Here is a 17,663-nt window from a genome sequence, read left to right on the forward strand (position 1 = left end):
CCTTGGTGTGATAGAGATCACACTGCGAGCGCCGCTCCGGCGCCCGCAGCGTGGCTCGACAGCACGCCGCGCCCGAGGAGGAACCATGCGTCCCGATCAGCACTCCCGGTCGATGCTCCCCATCCCGGACCGCACGCCTCCCGGCCTGACGACGTACGACGCGCGCGACCCTGACACGGCGTTCCCGCCGATCGAGCCGCTCCTGCCACCCGAGGGAGCGCCGAACGTCGTCGTGATCCTGCTCGACGACGTCGGGTTCGGCGCCTCGAGCGCGTTCGGCGGCCCGTGCCGCACCCCGACCGCGGAGCGCCTCGCCGCAGGTGGCCTGCGGTTCAACCGGTTCCACACGACGGCGCTGTGCGCCCCGACGCGCCAGGCGCTCCTCACGGGTCGCAACCACCACTCGGTCGGCATGGGCAGCATCACCGAGACGGCGACGTCGGCGCCCGGGAACAGCTCCCTGCGCCCCAACACGAAGGCGCCCCTCGCGCTCACGCTGCGGCTCAACGGCTACTCGACGGCGCAGTTCGGCAAGTGCCACGAGGTCCCGGTGTGGCAGACCTCCCCGATGGGCCCGTTCGACGCCTGGCCGTCGGGGGGCGGCGGGTTCGAGACCTTCTACGGCTTCATCGGCGGCGAGAACAACCAGTGGGACCCGGCGCTGTACGACGGCACGACCCCCGTCGAGCCGCCCGCGACGGCCGAGGAGGGCTACCACCTCACCGAGGACCTCGTCGACCACGCGTCGGCGTGGGTACGTCAGCAGAAGGCGCTCATGCCGGACAAGCCCTTCTTCGTGTACCTCGCGCCCGGCGCGACGCACGCGCCGCACCACGTGCCCGCCGAGTGGATCGAGAGGTACCGCGGCGCGTTCGACGACGGCTGGGACGTGCAGCGCGAGCAGATCTTCGCCCGGCAGCAGGAGCTCGGGGTCGTGCCGGAGGGCACGGAGCTCACGGCACGCCACGACGAGATCCCCGCGTGGGACGACATGCCCGACGACCTCAAGCCCGTCCTGGCCCGCCAGATGGAGGTCTACGCCGGGTTCCTCGAGCACACCGACCACCACGTCGGCCGGTTCGTCGACACGCTCGAGGAGCTCGGCGTGCTCGAGGACACGCTCGTGTACTACGTCATCGGCGACAACGGTGCCTCAGCCGAGGGCACCGTGAACGGCGCGTTCAACGAGATGGCGAACTTCAACGGCATGGCCGCGCTCGAGACGCCCGAGTTCATGCGCTCGAAGATGGACGACTTCGGGTCACCGGCCTCGTACAACCACTACGCCGTCGGGTGGGCGTGGGCCATGAACTCGCCGCTGCAGTGGACCAAGCAGGTCGCGTCGCACTGGGGCGGCACGCGCAACGGGACGATCGTGCACTGGCCCCGGCGCATCGCGGAGCGCGGCGGGCTGCGCTCGCAGTTCACGCACGTGGTCGACGTCGCGCCGACCGTCCTCGAGGCGGCCGGGATCCCCGAGCCCACGACGGTCAACGGCGTGCTGCAGTCCCCGATGGAGGGCACGTCGATGCTGTACGCGTTCGAGGACGCCGACAGCCCGGAGCGGCACGACCTCCAGTACTTCGAGATGTTCGGGAACCGCGGGATCTACCACAAGGGCTGGAGCGCGGTCACGAAGCACCGCACCCCGTGGGTCATGGTCGGCGGGGTGGTCCCCGCGTTCGACGACGACACGTGGGAGCTGTACGACGGCTCGACGGACTTCAGCCAGGCCCGCGACCTCGCCGCGGAGCACCCGGACAGGCTCGCGAGCCTCCAGCGGCTGTGGCTCATCGAGGCGACGAAGTACAACGCGCTCCCTCTGGACGACCGCACCGCCGAGCGCCTGGAGGCGTCGATGGCCGGCCGGCCGACCCTCCTGCGCGGGACGCGGCAGGTCTTCTACCCCGGTATGGGCCGGCTCTCGGAGAACAGCGTGCTGAGCGTCAAGAACAGGTCGTTCTCCGTCACCGCGCAGGTCGACGTCCGTGACGCGCCCGCGCAGGGCGTCCTCCTCGCGCAGGGCGGCCGGTTCGGCGGGTGGAGCCTGTACGTCCACGAGGGGCACCTGACGTTCCTCTACAACGTGCTCGGCATCCATCACTTCGCCGTCCGGGCGGACGTCCCGCTGCCCACGGGCAGCCACCAGGTGCGCGCCGAGCTCGCGTACGACGGCGGGGGGCTCGGCAAGGGCGGCGACGTCACCCTGTTCCACGACGGCGAGCCCGTCGGCGCCGGCCGCGTCGACGCGACCCAGCCGATGGTCTTCTCCGCGGACGAGACCACGGACGTCGGCTACGAGTCGGGCACGTGCGTCTCGCCCGACTACACCGCGCGGACGAGCCGGTTCACCGGGCGGCTGCACTGGGTGCAGCTCGACGTGGGCGGCGACACGCACGACCATCTCGTCGACCCGGAGACGGTGCTCCGGATCGCGATGGCACGCCAGTAGCGACGACCGTCCGGCGGGAGCGCTGCCGGGCGCGGGTACGGCATCGGGCCGAGGACGGTTCTCCCGTCCTCGGCCCGATGCCGGTGCTGCGAAGGGCTGAGCCGTGCTGCGCTCAGCGCGCCGACGACGTCGAGTAGACGGTCCCGCCCGAGGGACGCTGCGCGCGGCCGCGGCCGCCGCGGCGGGCGGACCCGCCCTGGCCTGCCGACTGCTGGCCGCCCTGCTGGCCGCCGCGGGACTGCCCGCCGCGCGACGCGCCTCCCGCCGAGGAACCCCCGGAGGCGCGGCCGGATCCGCCGGCACGCTGCGTCGTCTGGCGCTGGCCACCCTGGCCGCCGGCCGACTGGCCGCGCGGCGCGCCGCCCTGGCCCGAGCCCGGCCCACGACGCGAGGCGCGCGAGCCGCCGTTCGTGGAGGGCGTGCCACGCCGGGCCTGCGTCTGCGGGGGCGTGATGTCGGCCGGGCGCACGTACGCCGCGACGTCCCCGACGAGGGCCTTGAGCGTCGCGTCGCCCGGGTCGACCGGCTTCGGCTGGGCCGTGATCTTCGCCTTGCGGGTCAGGTCGCGCACGTCACCACGCTGCTCGGGGAGCATGACCGTGACGACGACGCCCTCGGAGCCCGCACGAGCGGTACGGCCCGAGCGGTGGAGGTACGCCTTGTGCTCGGCCGGCGGGTCGACGTGCACGACGAGCTCGACCTCGTCGACGTGGATGCCGCGCGCCGCGATGTCCGTCGCGACGAGCACCTTCACGGTGCCCGAGGAGAACGCCTCGAGGTTGCGCTCGCGCGCGCCCTGGCCGAGGTTGCCGTGCAGGTCCACCGCGGGGACGCCCGCGGCGGTGAGCTGGCGCGCGAGCTTCTTCGCCTGGTGCTTCGTCTTCATGAACAGCACGCGGCGACCGGTGCCCGACGCGAGCTCGTGCACGACCTGCTTCTTCGCCTCCGCGTCGCGCACCGCGAGGATGTGGTGCGTCATCTGCGGGGGCGCGGCCGCGGCGTCGTCCACGGAGTGGCGCACCGGGTTGCTGAGGTAGCGCTTGACGAGCTGGTCAACGCCGTTGTCGAGCGTCGCGGAGAACAGCATGCGCTGACCCTTCTTGGGGGTCTTGTCCATGATGCGCTTCACGCCGGGCAGGAACCCGAGGTCGGCCATGTGGTCCGCCTCGTCGAGCACCGTGATCTCGATGCCGTCGAGCGTGAGCAGGCGCTGGTTGAGGAGGTCCTCGAGGCGGCCGGGGCACGCGATGACGATGTCCACGCCCTTGTCGAGGGCCGCAACCTGGCGCGACTGCGCGACGCCGCCGAAGATGGTCGTCGTCGTCAGGCCGAGGGCCTTCGCGACGGGCTCCATCGTGGCGTTGATCTGGTTGGCGAGCTCGCGCGTCGGGCACAGCACGAGCGCGCGGGGCCGGCGCGGGTGGCGCGACGACTTCGCGTGCGCGAGCCGCGCGACGGTCGGGAGCGAGAACGCGAGCGTCTTGCCGGAGCCCGTGCGGCCGCGGCCGAGGACGTCACGACCCTTCATGGAGTCGGGCAGCGTGGCGGTCTGGATGGGGAACGGGGAGTCGATGCCCTGGCGCGAGAGCTCGCGCACGACAGTGGTGGGCAGGCCGAAGTCGGCAAAGGAAGTCACAGGAAGAAAGGCCTCTCGAGGCTGGGGGTCGGGGTCCGCCGCACGCAATCCGGGGGGATCTCCACGACGCTGGGCGCGCGGTTCGCGCTGCCCTCGTCCGTCCAGTGTCTCATGCCCGACGCCGTGGGGCCGGAACCGTGTGCGGCGTCACGTCGCGCGGCCCGCACCACGCGGCGCCGAACACGGGGTGTGCCACCGGATCCGCCCCGATCCGGTGGACGATCCCGTGCTCGGCGGTGGACGATCCCGTGCTCGGCACGCTGTGGTGGAATGGCGCGCGTGGACGCGCTGACGAAGGCCGTGACGGCCCTGACCCCCCTGTCCGACGGCGGTGCCACCTCGGGCGGTGGCGTCGCCTCGTCGGTGGGAGACGTCGTCGGGCAGATCTGGGACGCCGCGGTGACCCCCGTCGCTCCCCCGGACCCCGCGGTGGTGACCGCCATGGGCGCGCTCGCGCTCGCCGTCGTGCTCGTCACCCCCGTGTGGCGCGTGGCGCGGCACGTGATCACCATCGCGCACGAGGGCGCGCACGCGCTCGCGGCGGTGCTCACGGGCCGGCGGCTCTCGGGCATCCGGCTGCACTCGGACACGTCCGGACTGACGGTCTCCTCGGGCCGGCCGCGCGGGTTCGGCATGGTGCTCACGGCGTTCATGGGCTACGTCGGCCCCGGCCTGATCGGGCTCGGTGCGGCCGCTCTGCTCCGCCAGGGCTATGCCGTCGGGCTGCTGTGGCTGCTCGTGCTGCTCCTCGCGCTCCTGCTGCTGCAGATCCGCAACTGGTTCGGCCTGTGGTCGGTGCTCGTGAGCGGTGCTGCGCTGGTGGCGGTCTCGTGGTGGGCAGCGCCGGCCTTCCAGAGCGCGGTCGCCTACGCCGTGACGTGGTTCCTGCTCCTCGGCGCCGTCCGGCCCGTGCTCGAGCTCCAGGCCGAGCGGTCGCGCGGACGGGCGGCCGCCTCAGATGCTGACATCCTTGCGCGGCTCACCCACGTGCCCGGCCTGTTCTGGGTGGGAGTGTTCCTCGTCGTCACGGTCGGTGCGGCGGTTCTGGGCGGCTGGTGGATCGTCGGGCCGGCGACGTGACGCGCTCGACCGGCACGTCCGACGGACACGGGTCGGGACGGCGCCTCGCGAACCTGCTCCTCCCGGGGACCGACCGGCGGGACGTCCCGCTCCGCTCGACCGGGCTCCGCAGCCTCTCCGAGAGGTGGCGGCGGGCCCGCCAGGAGATCTGGGTCGGCACGCGGTTCGCCGTCGTCCCGGGCTACCTGCGGTTCGGCGTCTCGCGCGCGGACCAGGCGCTGCTGCGCGGCCTGCCGGGCGTGATGATGCTCGCGCTGCGCGACGTGACGGCGGTCGAGACGGAGCCAGGAGTCCTGACCGGGATCGTCGCGGTGCACCACGAGCGCGGCGTCCTGCGGTTCCGGTGCTGGCGCGCCCGGCGCGTGGCCGAGGAGGTCGCGGCGGCCGCCCACATCTCCTGAGCCGCCGCGCCCCCCGCCCTGCCTGGGCACGACGACGGGCCGCCCGCGGTGCGGACGGCCCGTCGGGGTTCGAGGACGCGCCTGGAGGAGGAGAGCGGCGCGTCGCCGAAGCGTGCTGCGGCGTCAGCCCTGAGGGGTCAGGACGAACGACGGACCCTGAGCGTTCGGGTCGGTGTCGAGCGTGAGGTTCGAGAGCGTCGGCACGGTGGCGGACTCCACGAACACCTTGGCCTCGCCGTTCTCGACGACCTCGTCGTCGGGCTGCGGGGCGGGAACGAGCGCGAGCTCGAAGCTGCCGGCCTGGTCCGCGGACTCGGCGATCCGCAGACCGCCTCCCTCGGGGACACCGGCCTGCGTGGTGAGGTCCTGGACAGCGGTACGTGCGTTGTCGGTCAGGGTGAGCACGAGAGCTCCTCTCGTCGCCGGGCGGGGGCCACGGGACACGTCGTGCGGCTCACACCTGGGGGGTGTGACCTGCCGTCGGTGCACCCTCCCGCGGGCCCCTCGGTCTCCTCCAACCAAGCAAGATCCCGCAGCCGACGCAAGCGCGACGCCCCGATCTCACCGAATTTCTCACGCAGCAAGACCGCGCGTGACAGGGCTCGACGACACGCGTAGGGTCCGCGCCCGCGCGGAGTCGAGACTCGCCTCAGCGACCCCAGCCGTGGCCGGAGCCGAGGCGCACCGTCCACACCTCCCCGTCGAGCGTGACGACGTAGGCGGTGCGACCGACGATCTCGACCGACGTCGGCCGGTCGAGGCCTTCCGCGACGGCCCGCAGGTCGCCGTGCCGCCCGACCTCGAGGAGCTGCCCCGTGTTCTCGTCAGCCGGGGAACCCTCGGGGCTGTCCGGCGAGAACGTGCCCTGGGCGAGCGCGTAGAGCTCGCCGTTGCCACGCTCGACGTCCACGAGCAGCGGACCGCCGGACGCGACCTCCCGCACGGCCGACCGCCCGGGCCGGAACGCGACGAGGCGACCGTCCTCGGGAAGGTGCGGCACGGGACCCGCCTGCGCGAGCAGGACCGTCCGCCCGATCGTCTCGAGGCCCGTGGGAACGACGTTGCCGAGGGCCAGCGCCTCGGAGACCGCACCGTGCGGTGACACGAAGAGCACCCGGTTGTGGTGACCGTCGGTGACGAGGAAGCCCCCGCGGTAGGTCTCGAGCGCGTACTGCACACCCGACGGGACGAAGAACTCCGTGTCAGGCGGGTTCGCGATGGACCACGCGCCGATGTCGGCGACCGGCGTGACACCTCCGGACCGGTCCACGCGGTACAGACCCACGACGGCCGGTTCGACGATCGTCACGAGGACGTAGGCGGTGCGTCCGAGGAACGCGACGTCCAGGGCCCCGCCGGGAGTACCGGCGAGCTGCACGGGCAGGCCGGACGCGACGGTCGAGATCTCGCCGGTCCGGCGGTCGACCCGCGAGACCTCACCCGATCGCGGTTCGGTCACGTAGAGAGCGCCGTCGGGACCGACGGTGCTGCCGGCCCCGCCGGACAGGCCGGTCGCCAGGAGCGCCGGCGTCGGGGCCGGGGGGCCAGGCCGTGGGGGTGTCGCGACGGCGGAGGAGGCCGCTGTCGTGGCGAGGATGGCGGAGAGGACGAGAACGGTCAGACGGTGTGGGGTGCGCACGGGATTGCCCTTCCAGGATGCGGCGTCGCACAGGTACGGGTCGGGCCCGGAGCGGTCGGGTCTGTCGCGGTCTGGGTCGGGACGAAGCACTGCCCCCTCGCGACCGACGCTACTCCCGTACCGCCCAGGCGTCACGGGTCATGGTGTTCCTGACACCGAGGTCCGAGACGTCGCTGCTGACGGCGGGCGAGCCGCACTGCGCGCCCACGTAGGCTGTTCCCCGACGAGCGCCACGCGCGCGTCCCGGGCCTCTAGCTCAACTGGCAGAGCAGCGGACTTTTAATCCGCGGGTTGTGGGTTCGATCCCCACGGGGCCCACCCGGCGCGCGAACCCGGCACCGATGTCGTCGGGGCGCATGCGCAGCGTCTGCGCAGGGCTCGTCGCCTCACGGCCGGCGACGTCCTGGCGACGCACCATGTCGGTCGTCGGGGACCAGTGCCTCACGCGCCCCGGCCTTCGCCGCTGGTCGGCGTGGGTGCTGCGGCGGTGTCGCTCGCGGACCCGACGGCGTCGGGCGGGCCGTCGACGAGCTCGACCAGACCTCGTGCACTGCTCATGTCGAGCAGGTCGAGGACGGGTTGCGGGGCGTCGACCAGGCGCGGACGGCTCGCGGCCGTCACCTTCATGAGGAGCAGGTGCAGGCCCGACGAGTCCATGAAGGTGACGCGCCGGAGGTCGATGGTCTTCGGGAAGCCGTCGATGGTGGAGGCCAGGGCCCGCTTGACCCGGTGCGTCACCGAGAAGTCGATCTCGCCCCACATCACCCACCGCGACCCGCCGTCCTCGATCGCGACGTCACCCACAACTTCCGCACTCACCGTGATCCGCGCTCCTCGTCGTCAGCGGCTCGACGGTACGCGCCAAGTCGCCCGCACGCTCACCGAGCGAGGATCCCGGCATCGGCGACCGAGGTGTCAGCCCTCGGGCGGGACGATCGGCGTCGGCTCGAGCGATGCCCGCAAGGTGTCCATCACCGCGTTCTCCACGAGCACGGGCACGAAGTCGCGCACGTGCGCACCCTCGAAGACCTCGAGCTCGGCGTGCACCTGCGCGCGCACGTCGTCCGGGTCCACGCCCGGGAACCGTTCTGCGATGCGCTGGACCACGACGTCGATCTCGCGCGCCTCGTCGGCTGTCATGCGCAGAGGTTCGCACGGCGCGGTTGCGGCAGGGCGAACGCGCCGTGAACTCTCCGTCGGCCCGTCGTCAGGCCGCGCGAGCGCGCCCTCGCGCCATCTCGGTGTCCCGCATCCCCAGCAGCGACACCCCGACGCCGTAGGTGACGAAGTCCCCAAAGGGCTCGAGGCGGATTCCGACGAGTGCGCCACGCGTGCCGTCCTCCTCGACGTCGAGGCCTTTGAGCAGCACCTCGCGCACGGTACCGGGTATCCCTGCCGCGGGGACGAGCGTCGCGACCGCGGAGAACGTGACGGTCGCAGCAGGCACCTTGACCCACGGCACGAAGGGCAGCCGCTTCGGGATCGGGACCGTGACCGAGACCTCCGGGTTCGCCGCGAGGTGCTTCGCCTTCCACTCGTCGTCGTTCGTCGTCGACCACAGGTCGTGCCCCTCGACGTGGAGCATGACGCCCGCGGTCCGCGCCGCACCGCGCGCCGAGACCATGCCGAGGACCATGAAGTTCTGCTTCTCGAGGACGCGCCACACGTCCTGCGTCGTGAGCTCGACCATCACGCCTCCGCTCCTGCGACGCCGCACGACCCGTCCGGCCCGGCGTCCGTCGACGCCAGGCTAGCCGTCCCCCCCGGACGACGGACAGCGGCCGGGCCGTAGACTCGAACGAGTGCAGTGCCACCACTTCGACGCCTGGCGGTGCCGGTCGTGCACGCTCCTGGAGCAGCCGTACGCCGCGCAGCTCACGGGCAAGCAGCGACACTGCACCGACCTGCTCGCCCCGCTCGCCCCCGGGCTGCGGTGGCTCGACCCGGTGACCTCGCTCGAGGCCGGGTTCCGCAACAAGGCGAAGATGGTCGTCACGGGGACCGTGGACGACCCGGTGCTCGGCATCCTCGACGAGGTCGGCGGCGTCGACCTCACGGACTGCCCCCTGTACCCCGCGGCGCTGCAGGACGCGTTCGGTCCGCTCGCGGAGATCGTCACGCGTGCCCGCCTCGTGCCCTACGACGTCCGTGCCCGGCGCGGCGAGCTGAAGTACGTGCTCGTGACCCTGTCCCCCGACGGCGATCTCATGGCCCGGTTCGTCCTGCGCTCGACCGAGTCGGTGCCCCGCCTCCGCAAGCACCTGCCCGCACTGCTCGACGCACTGCCCCGACTGCGCGTCGTCTCGGCGAACATCCACCCGGAGCACAAGGCGGTCGTCGAGGGCGAGACGGAGATCCTGCTCACCGGCACCGAGACCCTGCGCATGACGGTGAACGGCATCGACCTGCACCTGCGCCCGCAGAGCTTCTTCCAGACGAACACCGACGTCGCCGCCGCCCTGTACCGCCAGGGGCGCGCCTGGGTGGACGACGCCGCACCCTCCTCGGTCTGGGACCTCTACTGCGGCGTCGGCGGGTTCGCGCTGCACGTCGCAGGCCCGGGGCGCGACGTCGTCGGGGTCGAGACCAGCGTCGAGGCGATCGCGAGCGCCAGGCTCACGGCGCAGGACGCCGGTCTGGACCGCACGATATTCCTCGCAGGCGACGCGACGGCGTTCGCGCTCGCGCAGCCGCCGGCCGCCGCCCCCGACCTCGTCGTCGTGAACCCGCCGCGGCGCGGCATCGGCGAGACGCTGAGCACGTGGCTCGAGGAGTCGGACGTGCGGCGGGTCGTGTACTCGAGCTGCAACGCGACGTCGCTCGCCCGCGACCTCGCGCTCATGCCGTCGTTGCGGCCGCGCGAGGCGCGCGTGCTCGACATGTTCCCGCACACCGCGCACTACGAGGTCGCGGTCCTCCTCGAACGCGCCTGAGCGGTCTGCTTCGCCGAGATCGACCCGAGCGTCCCGAGATCGACCTTCAGAGGGTCGACGTCGCGACGTGCGGGTCGATCTCGCGTCAGACCCGCTCGCCCGCCCGCCGTGCCGCCTCGACCGCGGCGTCCTCGACCCGCTGCCGGTAGGCGGTCCACTCCGCGACCGACTGGTCGGGCACGTCTCCCCGGCCGTTGCCGGCGGCGCCGTCGACGAGCTCGCGCACGATGTCTGCGTGGCCCGCGTGGTGCGCCATCTCGTCGAGCATGTGGACGAGGATCTGGTGGAGCGTCACGTGCCGCCGCGCCGGCGCCCACCACGGCACCTCGCCGCGCGCGTCGAGGCCGAGACCGGCGACCCACTGGTCGGAGATCTCGGACGAGCGCCGGAAGAACTCGAGGATCTCCTCGCGCGACTCGTCGGCCGTGGCCCACATGTCGGCGTTGACCTCCGCGCCGTCGTCGAACCACGGCATCGCGAGGTCGTGCGTGCCGCCGAACGTCTCGCACAGGTAGCCGACCTGGACGCTCGCGACGTGCTTGATCAGCCCCAGGACGTTGGTGCCCGTGCGGGTCAGCGGACGGCGGAGGTCGTACTCGCTCAGCCCTTCCGCCTTGGCGAGCAGCGCCTCGCGCTCGCGGGTCAGGTAACGCAGGAGCGTCGCCTTGGGGTCGTGGTCCGGAGGTGTCGTGGCGCCCATCCCACGGACGCTACTCCCGACCGCCGACGTCGGTGCCAGACTCGACCCATGGCGACCGTGCACGCAGAGATCACCGACCGGCTGGCTTCGTTCGTCCTCGCCCAACCCGTGTTCTTCGTCGGCACGGCGCCGCTGGACGGCGACGGGCACGTCAACGTCTCGCCCAAGGGCATGGCGGGCACGTTCGCCCTGCTCGACCCGCTCCGCGTCGCCTACCTCGACTACACGGGTTCGGGCGCGGAGACCGCCGCGCACCTGCGGGAGAACGGCCGGATCGTGCTCATGTTCTGCGCGTTCGACGGGCCGCCGAACATCGTCCGGCTGCACGGCAGGGGCCGCTACGTGGAGCTCGGGAGCGCCGAGTTCGACGCCCTGCGCCCCGAGTTCGCCAAGGACCGCGAGATCGGGCAGCGCGGCATCGTCGTCGTCGACGTGGATCGCGTGTCCGACTCGTGCGGGTTCTCCGTGCCGCACATGGAGTTCGTCGAGGACCGCGACGTCCTGGACCGGTCGCACCTGCGCCGCACCCCGGACTTCTTCGACACCTACTGGCGCGAGCGCAACGCCGAGAGCATCGACGGACTGCCCGCGATCGGCGACCCAGCCCAACCTGTCAGCACAGCACGGCCCTCGGGGTCTGCCCACCGCTGACAGCTCTCGACGCCAGCACGTTGTCAGCCCGCCACGGGTCCGGGGGTCCGTGGAGCGCTGACAACTCTGTGCGCGTCAGGCGTCGGCCGCCGTCGCGTCGAGGTAGGCGCGACCGCGCGGGGAGATCCGGTAGCCGACGTCGAGGCTCTCGGTGAGACCGAGCTCCTTGAGACGGCGCACCCGCACCTTGAAGTCGTCGCGCGCCATCCCGAGGCCTGCGGCGAGCTCGCGTGCCACGACGCCCTCGTTCGCCGCGACCAGCTCGAGGTACTGCCGCGTCCAAGGCTCGTCCGCCGCACGGTCCTTGCGGGCCAGGCTCGCGCGGAGCTGCGCGACGGCGTCCGCGTCCAGGTCGGCGTCCTCCCGCAGCGCGACCCGCGGGTCCGGCCCGGCGAGCCGGATCCCCACGCGGTACAGGTCGCCCTCGAGCGCCGCGCCCCGGGCGAGCACCGCGACGGGCGACGCCAGCCCCGCCTGGCGCGCGTCGTCCTCGGAAAGGAGCGGTGAGCCGTCCGGACCGTCGGGCACCCGCTCCACGGACGTCACCTCGACAACGCCGACCTGCGTCCGCTGCCGCGTCCCGACCCGCACGCGCGGCGTCGTCCAGCGCCGGAACGCGAGCGTCACCGTCCCGTCCTGGAGCCCGCGCAGCGTGCGCGCATCGAGCAGCACGTCACGAGCCTACGAGCGACGAACCCTCCCGGCACGGCGGCCGCCACTGCCACCCGCGAGGAGAACCTTGCCGTCGACCCGCGAGCCGACCCGAGACCAGGGCGAGACGACGCAGGGCGGGGTGGGCGGGGGCGCCGCGTCGTGGTGGGTCTGGCGGGAACCGCGAGGGACGAGCGGCGGATGGTAGACGCGGCGCCCCCACCCAACCCGACCTCCCAAGGCGACCACGCGCCGTCGGGCACAAGAACCACGCCTCTACTTCGGCGTCAGGCGAGCTCCGGGCGGCGCGCCACGGTGAGCACGTGCGTCTCCGGCCAGTCGACGGGCTCGCCGGTCGCGGCGTCGTGCAGGCTCGCCACGGGCGCGAACGCGTGCTCGACGAGCCAGTCGTTGCGCCAGGCGCCGCTGCCGGGCTCGAGCTCGAAGCCCGCCTCCACGAGCAACGACTCCCATCGCGGGCCGCTGAGGTCGCAGAACCGCTCGTGCGCCTCCGAGAGCCAGTTGTCGACGTAGTCCTTGCGCGTGAGGAACTCCATCGCCTCGCGCAGCGTGAGCCGCCAGCGCCCGGCACCGAGCGGCTCGGGCGCGAACGTCGCTCCCGACGACCGCGGGAAGTCGTGCGCGAACTGGGCGAGGCGCGCGTCGGTCGACAGCCCGCCGACGTACGCCGCGACGTCCTCGCGCGCGAGCCCGTCGAGGTCGGTCCGCGCCCCGTCCGGTCCGTCCCCGGCGGCCGCCGCGCCGTCGTCCGTCCGGAGCGTGAGCACGACGACGCGGCCCGGGTCCGCCGGTCCGCACACGTCCGAGTTGACCCAGACCCCGCCCGGCCGCGTGTGCCGCAGCACGCGGCGGGCGAACAGCTCGACGTCGCGCACGCCGTCGCCGTACGACGACACCTCGTGCGTGAGCGCGATGGTCAGCGTCGTGTCCACGGACGCGTCCGGCATGACCGACCGCGCGAGGATGTTCGCCTGCACGAACCACACGTTCGGGTTGGCGAACACGCCCTGCGCCTTCTTGTGCTCGGCCTCCGCGACGAGGTGGCGCGCGACGTCGACGCCGAACAGGTCGGACTCGTGCAGGCGCGGCTCGCGCGCCGCGTGCTCGAGCAGGCCGCCCGTCGCGCACCCGATGTCGACGACGCGCCCGGGACGGACGTGCGGCGCGACCTGCGCCCACTTGCGCGCCGACGCCTCCTCGAACGCGGCCGCGTAGGTACGGTAGTCGCGCGTCGTCGTGAGGTCGCCGTCGCCCGAGACGACGGGGTCGGCGAAGATCGCCCGCACCTCGTGCACGATCCCGTACCGCGCGTAGAACTCCGGCACGGCGGGGTGCGCGGCCTCGCGCCACCGCTCGTCGCCAGCCGCGATCTGCTCGACGACGTCCCACGGCCGCGCGGGCGCGAGGACGGGCACGTCGTCGTCCGCGGCGCCGTCGGAGCTGCCGTCCGCCGGGTCGGCGTCCAGCTCCACGCCCGCGACACGGAACCCCAGTGCGCGGTATGCGTCGATCACCGCGGGGGTCGAGCACGCGACGACGGTGTCCGCCGGGGTGGGCTCGGCACCGGTCTGCGTCGCGACGCTCGTGACGACGAGCGAGGCGAAGCGCGGGTTCGGCGCGACGTCGGGCACGGGCACGACGACGCTCGGCAGGCCTTCGCGGACGGCGACGTTCTCGATCAGCGCCTCGCGCCGGTGTCCCGGCAGCGGGTTGCGGCGCGTGCCCGAGTGGTTGGCGGACGTCACGACCCAGACGACCTCGACGTCGGGCGCGCAGCGGACGCGCCGCCCGTCGAGGTCGCGGACGAGCCCGGCGCGCAGGGCCCGCAGGTAGTCGACCTGGAACCGCGTGACGAGGTGGTGGCGGCCGGGGAAGAGGATGCGGCGGACAGGGCCGTCGGTGGGGTGCACGGGCCAACGGTGCTGGTCGGGACCCCCGCAGCGCAAGCCGGCCCGCAGGGTCCACACCGGTCACGGCACCCGGTCCGCGGGCGGTCCTGGACGGCCGTCCACGATGCGGTGGGCACCTGACCTGTGGCACGGTGGTCGCGATGTTCTGGATGATCGCAGGGGCTGTGCTCGTCGTGTCCGGCCTCGCGATCTCCGCGGCGGCCGTCCGCGCCACGCCCCGGCACCGGTCGACGGGCGCGAACGGCCTCGCGATCGGCTGCGGTGCGGGACTCCTGCTCTGGGGTGTGATCGTTCTCGTCCTGGCGTTCGCGCTGCGGTCCTGACACGACGCTGTCCGTGCCGGCTCGTGCCGGCTCGTGCCGGGTCGTGCCGGGTCGTGCGATCCGTGCGACGGTGGACGCAGGCTCACCGAGGAGGACGACGATGGACGTGCTCTCCGCCCACGGGGACGCGATCGGCGCGTTCGATGCCCGCGTGCGTCCGCTGACCGACGACGACTGGCCCCGGCGCACCCCCGACGACGACTGGACGGTGCGCGACCTCGTCAACCACCTGACGGCCGAGCAGCTCTGGGCGCCCGAGCTGCTCGCGGGCCGGACCCTCGCGGACGTCGGCACGGTGCTGGACGGCGACGTGCTGGGCGACGACCCGGTCGACCGGTGGGTCGACGCGTCCGTGCAGGCTCGTGAGGCCTTCCTCGCGCCGGACGCGCTCGACGGAGTCGTGCACCTGTCGTACGGGGACACGTCCGCGGCGGAGTACTGCGCGCAGATGACGTTCGACCTCGTGGTCCACGCGTGGGACCTCGCCCGGGCGACGGGCAGCGACGAGGACGTGGACCCCGCACTCGTCGCGTGGGCCCTGCACTACGCCCAGGCGCGCTCGACGCTGTTCGACCCGGGCCCGCTGTTCCGTGGCCCGCTGGACGTCGGGGACGACGCGGACGACCTCACCCGCCTCCTCGCCCTCACGGGCCGCCGCCGCTGACCGGCGCCCGGACCGCGGACCGTGGGGGCGACCCGGCCCGGCCGGGTGCGTGCCGGGCCGTCAGGAGGTCGAGGTCTCCCCCGCGGCGTCGCACAGCTCGCGGTACTCCGTGAGGCCGTCGCGCGCCGACGCGATGTCGAGGTCGACGGACTCCTCGGTGCCGGTGTCGAGGTTCTCCTGGAGCTGCAGGAACGGCACGCGCACCTGGTCGACGGCGCCCTCGAACTCCGCGGGCACCGTGACCGAGAGGCTGCCGAGCTCGATCCCGACCGCGGTCATCGTGCCCACGGTGTCGGTGCCTGCGCCGTCCTCGCTGATCCCGACGAGCGCGGCGACGACACGGCGCTCGAGCGGCTCGTCCCCGTCGACGTACATCGCCGCGCACGCCTGCTGCGCCGTGAGGGTCTCGTCGGGGCTCGCGGTCCCGTCGGTCTGCTCGTCGCCCGCGTCCGTCGACGCGGTGTCCGACGACGTGGCCGACGGCGTGTCCGACGGCGAGGGGTCGGCCGGCGCGTCGGACCCGCCCGAGCAGGCGGTGAGCAGCGCGGCGCAGAGCACCCCGGCGACGACGACGGCAGGTCGGGACAGGGCGGGTCGGGGCGATGCAGGTCGGAGGGCCATGGACAGCATGGAACCACCCGCACCGCGGAGCGCCCAAGCCGGGGCGGCCGGGTGAACGGGGGGCGAAGGGTCGGCGACGGGCGGCCCCGGACCCTGGCGCGCCACCGATCGCGTGGCGAGACTGGCGCCATGACCCCCGACGACCTGCCCCGCCTCCTGCTCCCGGTGACGTCCCGCGGAGGGCGGCCGGCCGTCGTCGCGCACCGCGGGAGCTCGTCCGTCGCCCCGCAGAACACGCTGGCCGCGTTCGAGTCGGCGTGGCGCGCGGGTGCCGACGCGATCGAGCTCGACGTGCGCCTCACGGCGGACCGGCGCGTCGTCGTGCTCCACGACGACACCGTCGACGAGACGACCGACGGCGCGGGTCGCGTCGCCGACCTGACCCTCGACGCCCTGCGAGCCCTCGACGCGGGCTCGTCCTTCTCGCGGGCCTACGCCGGGCAGCGCGTCCCGACGTTCGAGGACGTCACGCGCCTCGTCGCGGAGCGGCCCGGCATCGACCTGCTCGTCGAGCTCAAGGGGATCTGGACGGCCGACGACGCCCGGCTCGTGGCGAAGGAGGTCGACGCCGCGGGGCTCGCCGGGCGCGTCGTCGTCCAGTCGTTCTGGCCGCCGACCGTCGCGGCCCTGCGCGAGGCGGCACCGCACCTCGCGCGCGGCCTGCTCCTCGCGCTGCGCCCCGACAGCACGGACGAGCTCGTGCGGGTGTGCGCCGAGCTGGAGATCGTCGCGTGCAACCCGGAGCTCGCCCTGCTGCAGCACGACCCGGGCCTCGTGGACGTTCTGCACGACGCCGGGCTGCGCGTCCTCGTGTGGACGGTGGACGAGCCCGGCGAGTGGCTCGACCTGCTCCGCCGCGGGGTCGACGGCGTCGTCACCGACCGGCCCGACCGTCTCGCCGGCTGGCTCGACGGCCGCCTCGGCACCCCGGACGCCCCGCTCGCCGGGTGAGGCGGCGCCGCGCCCCCTAGCCTCGACGGATGAGCGCGACGTCACCGGCCCCGGCACCCACGACCGTCCCGACGGCCACGATCGCGCCGACCGAGGCCCGCACGCCCACGGTGTGCGTCCTCGCCCTCACGCCGCTGCTCACGATCGAGATCGAGCCCGCGGGCCCGCACGAGTCGTCGCCCGAGGTGCACGTGCACCCGGGCGGGCAGGGGCTGTGGCTCGGGCGCATGGCGTACTCCCTCGGCGCGCGCGTGGTCGTGTGCGGGCCGTTCGGCGGGGAGACCGGCACGGTCGCGGCACACCTCGCGCGCGCCGAGAACCTCGAGCTGCGCACGGTCGGGACGGGCGGCAACGGCGCGTTCGTCCACGACCGCCGCGGCGGCGAGCGCACCGAGGTCGTGACCATGGATCCGTACCCCCTCAACCGGCACGAGGTCGACGACCTGTACAGCACCGTCCTCGTCAGCGCGCTCGACGCCGCCGTCACGATCCTCACCGGCTCGGAGACGGCGGTGGGCGTGCCCGCGTCGTTCTTCGGCCGGCTCGCGCGCGACCTGCACGCGTCCGACCGTCAGGTCGTCGCCGACCTGTCCCGCGACCAGGCGCGCGCGGTCTGCGACGCACCCGGCGTCGTGCTGAAGATGAGCCACGAGGAGCTCGTCGACGGCGGGTTCAGCGACGACGACTCCGAGGGCGCCCTGCTCGCCTCCGCCCGTGCCATGGTCGACGCCGGCCTGCGGGCCGTCGTCGTGTCGCGCGCGCAGGACCCCACGCTCCTCGTGACGGCCGAGCACACCTACCGCGTCGCCACGCCGCGCGTCACGACCGTGGACCACCGCGGTGCGGGCGACTCGATGACGGCCGGGATCGCCGTCGGGCTGGGGCGTGGACTCGAGCTGCCCGACGCCGTCCGCCTCGGCGCCGCGGCCGGGGCGCTCAACGTCACGCGGCGAGGCCTCGGCACCGGTCGCCGCGACCAGATCGAACGCTTCGCGCGGCGCGTCACCGTGCGCGAGGCCTGATGAAGACT

19 protein-coding genes and 1 tRNA gene are annotated in these 17,663 nt (G+C 73.5%); 10 read left to right on the forward strand and 10 right to left on the reverse strand.

Annotation, left to right across the window (positions count from 1 at the left end):
- Window positions 1–85 precede the first annotated feature (85 nt).
- Window positions 86–2,452, forward strand: coding sequence for an arylsulfatase (locus tag AC4H2G_RS02525; protein ID WP_494364189.1), 2,367 nt, complete (start codon window positions 86–88; stop codon window positions 2,450–2,452).
- Window positions 2,453–2,564: 112 nt separating this feature from the next.
- Here the strand turns inward: AC4H2G_RS02525 and AC4H2G_RS02530 are convergent, their stop codons facing one another.
- Window positions 2,565–4,088: a DEAD/DEAH box helicase gene (locus AC4H2G_RS02530; RefSeq protein ID WP_494364190.1), complete on the reverse strand. Its 1,524-nt coding sequence runs from the start codon at window positions 4,086–4,088 to the stop codon at window positions 2,565–2,567.
- 363 nt (window positions 4,089–4,451) lie between these two features.
- Here AC4H2G_RS02530 and AC4H2G_RS02535 point away from each other — a divergent pair, with 363 nt between their 5' ends.
- Window positions 4,452–5,168 carry a M50 family metallopeptidase gene (locus tag AC4H2G_RS02535; protein ID WP_494364520.1) on the forward strand — a complete coding sequence of 239 codons (717 nt, stop codon included), beginning with the start codon at window positions 4,452–4,454 and terminating at the stop codon, window positions 5,166–5,168.
- The gene (locus AC4H2G_RS02540; protein WP_494364191.1) at window positions 5,165–5,569 is read left to right on the forward strand and encodes a hypothetical protein; all 405 of its coding nucleotides are present in this window, start codon (window positions 5,165–5,167) and stop codon (window positions 5,567–5,569) included. The genes AC4H2G_RS02535 and AC4H2G_RS02540 overlap by 4 nt, the downstream gene beginning before the upstream one ends.
- A 123-nt stretch (window positions 5,570–5,692) precedes the next feature.
- On the opposite strand, the gene AC4H2G_RS02545 is transcribed toward AC4H2G_RS02540, so the two are convergent.
- Window positions 5,693–5,974 carry a HesB/IscA family protein gene (locus AC4H2G_RS02545; protein ID WP_251152479.1) on the reverse strand — a complete coding sequence of 94 codons (282 nt, stop codon included), beginning with the start codon at window positions 5,972–5,974 and terminating at the stop codon, window positions 5,693–5,695.
- A 244-nt stretch (window positions 5,975–6,218) separates the two neighbouring features.
- A complete protein-coding gene (locus tag AC4H2G_RS02550; RefSeq protein ID WP_494364192.1) occupies window positions 6,219–7,343 on the reverse strand; it encodes a ScyD/ScyE family protein in 1,125 nt (374 codons plus the stop codon).
- 110 nt (window positions 7,344–7,453) lie between these two features.
- Between AC4H2G_RS02550 and AC4H2G_RS02555 the strand changes: the two genes are divergently transcribed.
- Window positions 7,454–7,526: transfer RNA gene (locus AC4H2G_RS02555), tRNA-Lys, on the forward strand.
- 123 nt (window positions 7,527–7,649) lie between these two features.
- On the opposite strand, the gene AC4H2G_RS02560 is transcribed toward AC4H2G_RS02555, so the two are convergent.
- The 3 genes from AC4H2G_RS02560 to AC4H2G_RS02570 all read right to left on the reverse strand — a co-directional run bounded on the left by AC4H2G_RS02560 (window position 7,650) and on the right by AC4H2G_RS02570 (window position 8,898).
- The gene (locus AC4H2G_RS02560) at window positions 7,650–8,027 is read right to left on the reverse strand and encodes an STAS domain-containing protein (RefSeq protein WP_494364193.1); all 378 of its coding nucleotides are present in this window, start codon (window positions 8,025–8,027) and stop codon (window positions 7,650–7,652) included.
- A 96-nt stretch (window positions 8,028–8,123) separates the two neighbouring features.
- Window positions 8,124–8,348 carry a three-helix bundle dimerization domain-containing protein gene (locus AC4H2G_RS02565; protein WP_494364194.1) on the reverse strand — a complete coding sequence of 75 codons (225 nt, stop codon included), beginning with the start codon at window positions 8,346–8,348 and terminating at the stop codon, window positions 8,124–8,126.
- Between the two features lie 67 nt (window positions 8,349–8,415).
- Window positions 8,416–8,898: a pyridoxamine 5'-phosphate oxidase family protein gene (locus tag AC4H2G_RS02570; protein ID WP_494364195.1), complete on the reverse strand. Its 483-nt coding sequence runs from the start codon at window positions 8,896–8,898 to the stop codon at window positions 8,416–8,418.
- Window positions 8,899–9,010: 112 nt separating this feature from the next.
- Between AC4H2G_RS02570 and rlmC the strand changes: the two genes are divergently transcribed.
- Window positions 9,011–10,141: a 23S rRNA (uracil(747)-C(5))-methyltransferase RlmC gene (gene rlmC / locus AC4H2G_RS02575; RefSeq protein WP_494364196.1), complete on the forward strand. Its 1,131-nt coding sequence runs from the start codon at window positions 9,011–9,013 to the stop codon at window positions 10,139–10,141.
- An 85-nt stretch (window positions 10,142–10,226) separates the two neighbouring features.
- Here rlmC and AC4H2G_RS02580 read toward each other — a convergent pair whose 3' ends face one another.
- Window positions 10,227–10,841 carry a DinB family protein gene (locus tag AC4H2G_RS02580; RefSeq protein WP_494364197.1) on the reverse strand — a complete coding sequence of 205 codons (615 nt, stop codon included), beginning with the start codon at window positions 10,839–10,841 and terminating at the stop codon, window positions 10,227–10,229.
- A gap of 48 nt (window positions 10,842–10,889) precedes the next feature.
- Between AC4H2G_RS02580 and AC4H2G_RS02585 the strand changes: the two genes are divergently transcribed.
- Entirely contained in the window at window positions 10,890–11,492 is a 603-nt protein-coding gene (locus tag AC4H2G_RS02585) for a pyridoxamine 5'-phosphate oxidase family protein (RefSeq protein WP_494364198.1), read from the forward strand.
- Between the two features lie 75 nt (window positions 11,493–11,567).
- On the opposite strand, the gene AC4H2G_RS02590 is transcribed toward AC4H2G_RS02585, so the two are convergent.
- Both AC4H2G_RS02590 and AC4H2G_RS02595 read right to left on the reverse strand, forming a co-directional pair.
- Window positions 11,568–12,164 (reverse strand): ASCH domain-containing protein, encoded by a 597-nt coding sequence (locus tag AC4H2G_RS02590; protein WP_494364199.1) that lies wholly within the window; start codon window positions 12,162–12,164, stop codon window positions 11,568–11,570.
- A 266-nt stretch (window positions 12,165–12,430) separates the two neighbouring features.
- Window positions 12,431–14,074, reverse strand: coding sequence for a class I SAM-dependent methyltransferase (locus AC4H2G_RS02595; RefSeq protein ID WP_494364200.1), 1,644 nt, complete (start codon window positions 14,072–14,074; stop codon window positions 12,431–12,433).
- A gap of 140 nt (window positions 14,075–14,214) precedes the next feature.
- On the opposite strand from AC4H2G_RS02595, the gene AC4H2G_RS02600 reads away from it, so the two are divergent.
- On the forward strand, window positions 14,215–14,397 hold the full coding sequence (locus tag AC4H2G_RS02600) for a hypothetical protein (RefSeq protein ID WP_494364201.1): 183 nt from the start codon (window positions 14,215–14,217) through the stop codon (window positions 14,395–14,397).
- 100 nt (window positions 14,398–14,497) lie between these two features.
- Entirely contained in the window at window positions 14,498–15,061 is a 564-nt protein-coding gene (locus AC4H2G_RS02605; RefSeq protein ID WP_494364202.1) for a TIGR03086 family metal-binding protein, read from the forward strand.
- A gap of 60 nt (window positions 15,062–15,121) precedes the next feature.
- Here AC4H2G_RS02605 and AC4H2G_RS02610 read toward each other — a convergent pair whose 3' ends face one another.
- Entirely contained in the window at window positions 15,122–15,682 is a 561-nt protein-coding gene (locus tag AC4H2G_RS02610) for a hypothetical protein (protein ID WP_494364203.1), read from the reverse strand.
- A 129-nt stretch (window positions 15,683–15,811) separates the two neighbouring features.
- On the opposite strand from AC4H2G_RS02610, the gene AC4H2G_RS02615 reads away from it, so the two are divergent.
- Both AC4H2G_RS02615 and AC4H2G_RS02620 read left to right on the forward strand, forming a co-directional pair.
- A complete protein-coding gene (locus tag AC4H2G_RS02615) occupies window positions 15,812–16,633 on the forward strand; it encodes a glycerophosphodiester phosphodiesterase (protein ID WP_494364204.1) in 822 nt (273 codons plus the stop codon).
- Between the two features lie 29 nt (window positions 16,634–16,662).
- A complete protein-coding gene (locus tag AC4H2G_RS02620; RefSeq protein ID WP_494364205.1) occupies window positions 16,663–17,655 on the forward strand; it encodes a 1-phosphofructokinase family hexose kinase in 993 nt (330 codons plus the stop codon).
- Window positions 17,656–17,663 lie beyond the last annotated feature (8 nt).

Source organism: Cellulosimicrobium sp. BMG9.23 (genome assembly GCF_059159985.1).

Coding starts and splice junctions, on each gene's coding strand:
- AC4H2G_RS02570 (WP_494364195.1), bottom strand. CDS start 8,898: ATGGTCGAGCTCACGACGCAGGACGTGTGGCGCGTCCTCGAGAAGCAG.
- AC4H2G_RS02605 (WP_494364202.1), top strand. CDS start 14,498: ATGGACGTGCTCTCCGCCCACGGGGACGCGATCGGCGCGTTCGATGCC.
- AC4H2G_RS02565 (WP_494364194.1), bottom strand. CDS start 8,348: ATGACAGCCGACGAGGCGCGCGAGATCGACGTCGTGGTCCAGCGCATC.
- AC4H2G_RS02580 (WP_494364197.1), bottom strand. CDS start 10,841: ATGGGCGCCACGACACCTCCGGACCACGACCCCAAGGCGACGCTCCTG.
- AC4H2G_RS02615 (WP_494364204.1), top strand. CDS start 15,812: ATGACCCCCGACGACCTGCCCCGCCTCCTGCTCCCGGTGACGTCCCGC.
- AC4H2G_RS02610 (WP_494364203.1), bottom strand. CDS start 15,682: ATGGCCCTCCGACCTGCATCGCCCCGACCCGCCCTGTCCCGACCTGCC.
- AC4H2G_RS02620 (WP_494364205.1), top strand. CDS start 16,663: ATGAGCGCGACGTCACCGGCCCCGGCACCCACGACCGTCCCGACGGCC.
- AC4H2G_RS02585 (WP_494364198.1), top strand. CDS start 10,890: ATGGCGACCGTGCACGCAGAGATCACCGACCGGCTGGCTTCGTTCGTC.
- AC4H2G_RS02600 (WP_494364201.1), top strand. CDS start 14,215: ATGTTCTGGATGATCGCAGGGGCTGTGCTCGTCGTGTCCGGCCTCGCG.
- AC4H2G_RS02525 (WP_494364189.1), top strand. CDS start 86: ATGCGTCCCGATCAGCACTCCCGGTCGATGCTCCCCATCCCGGACCGC.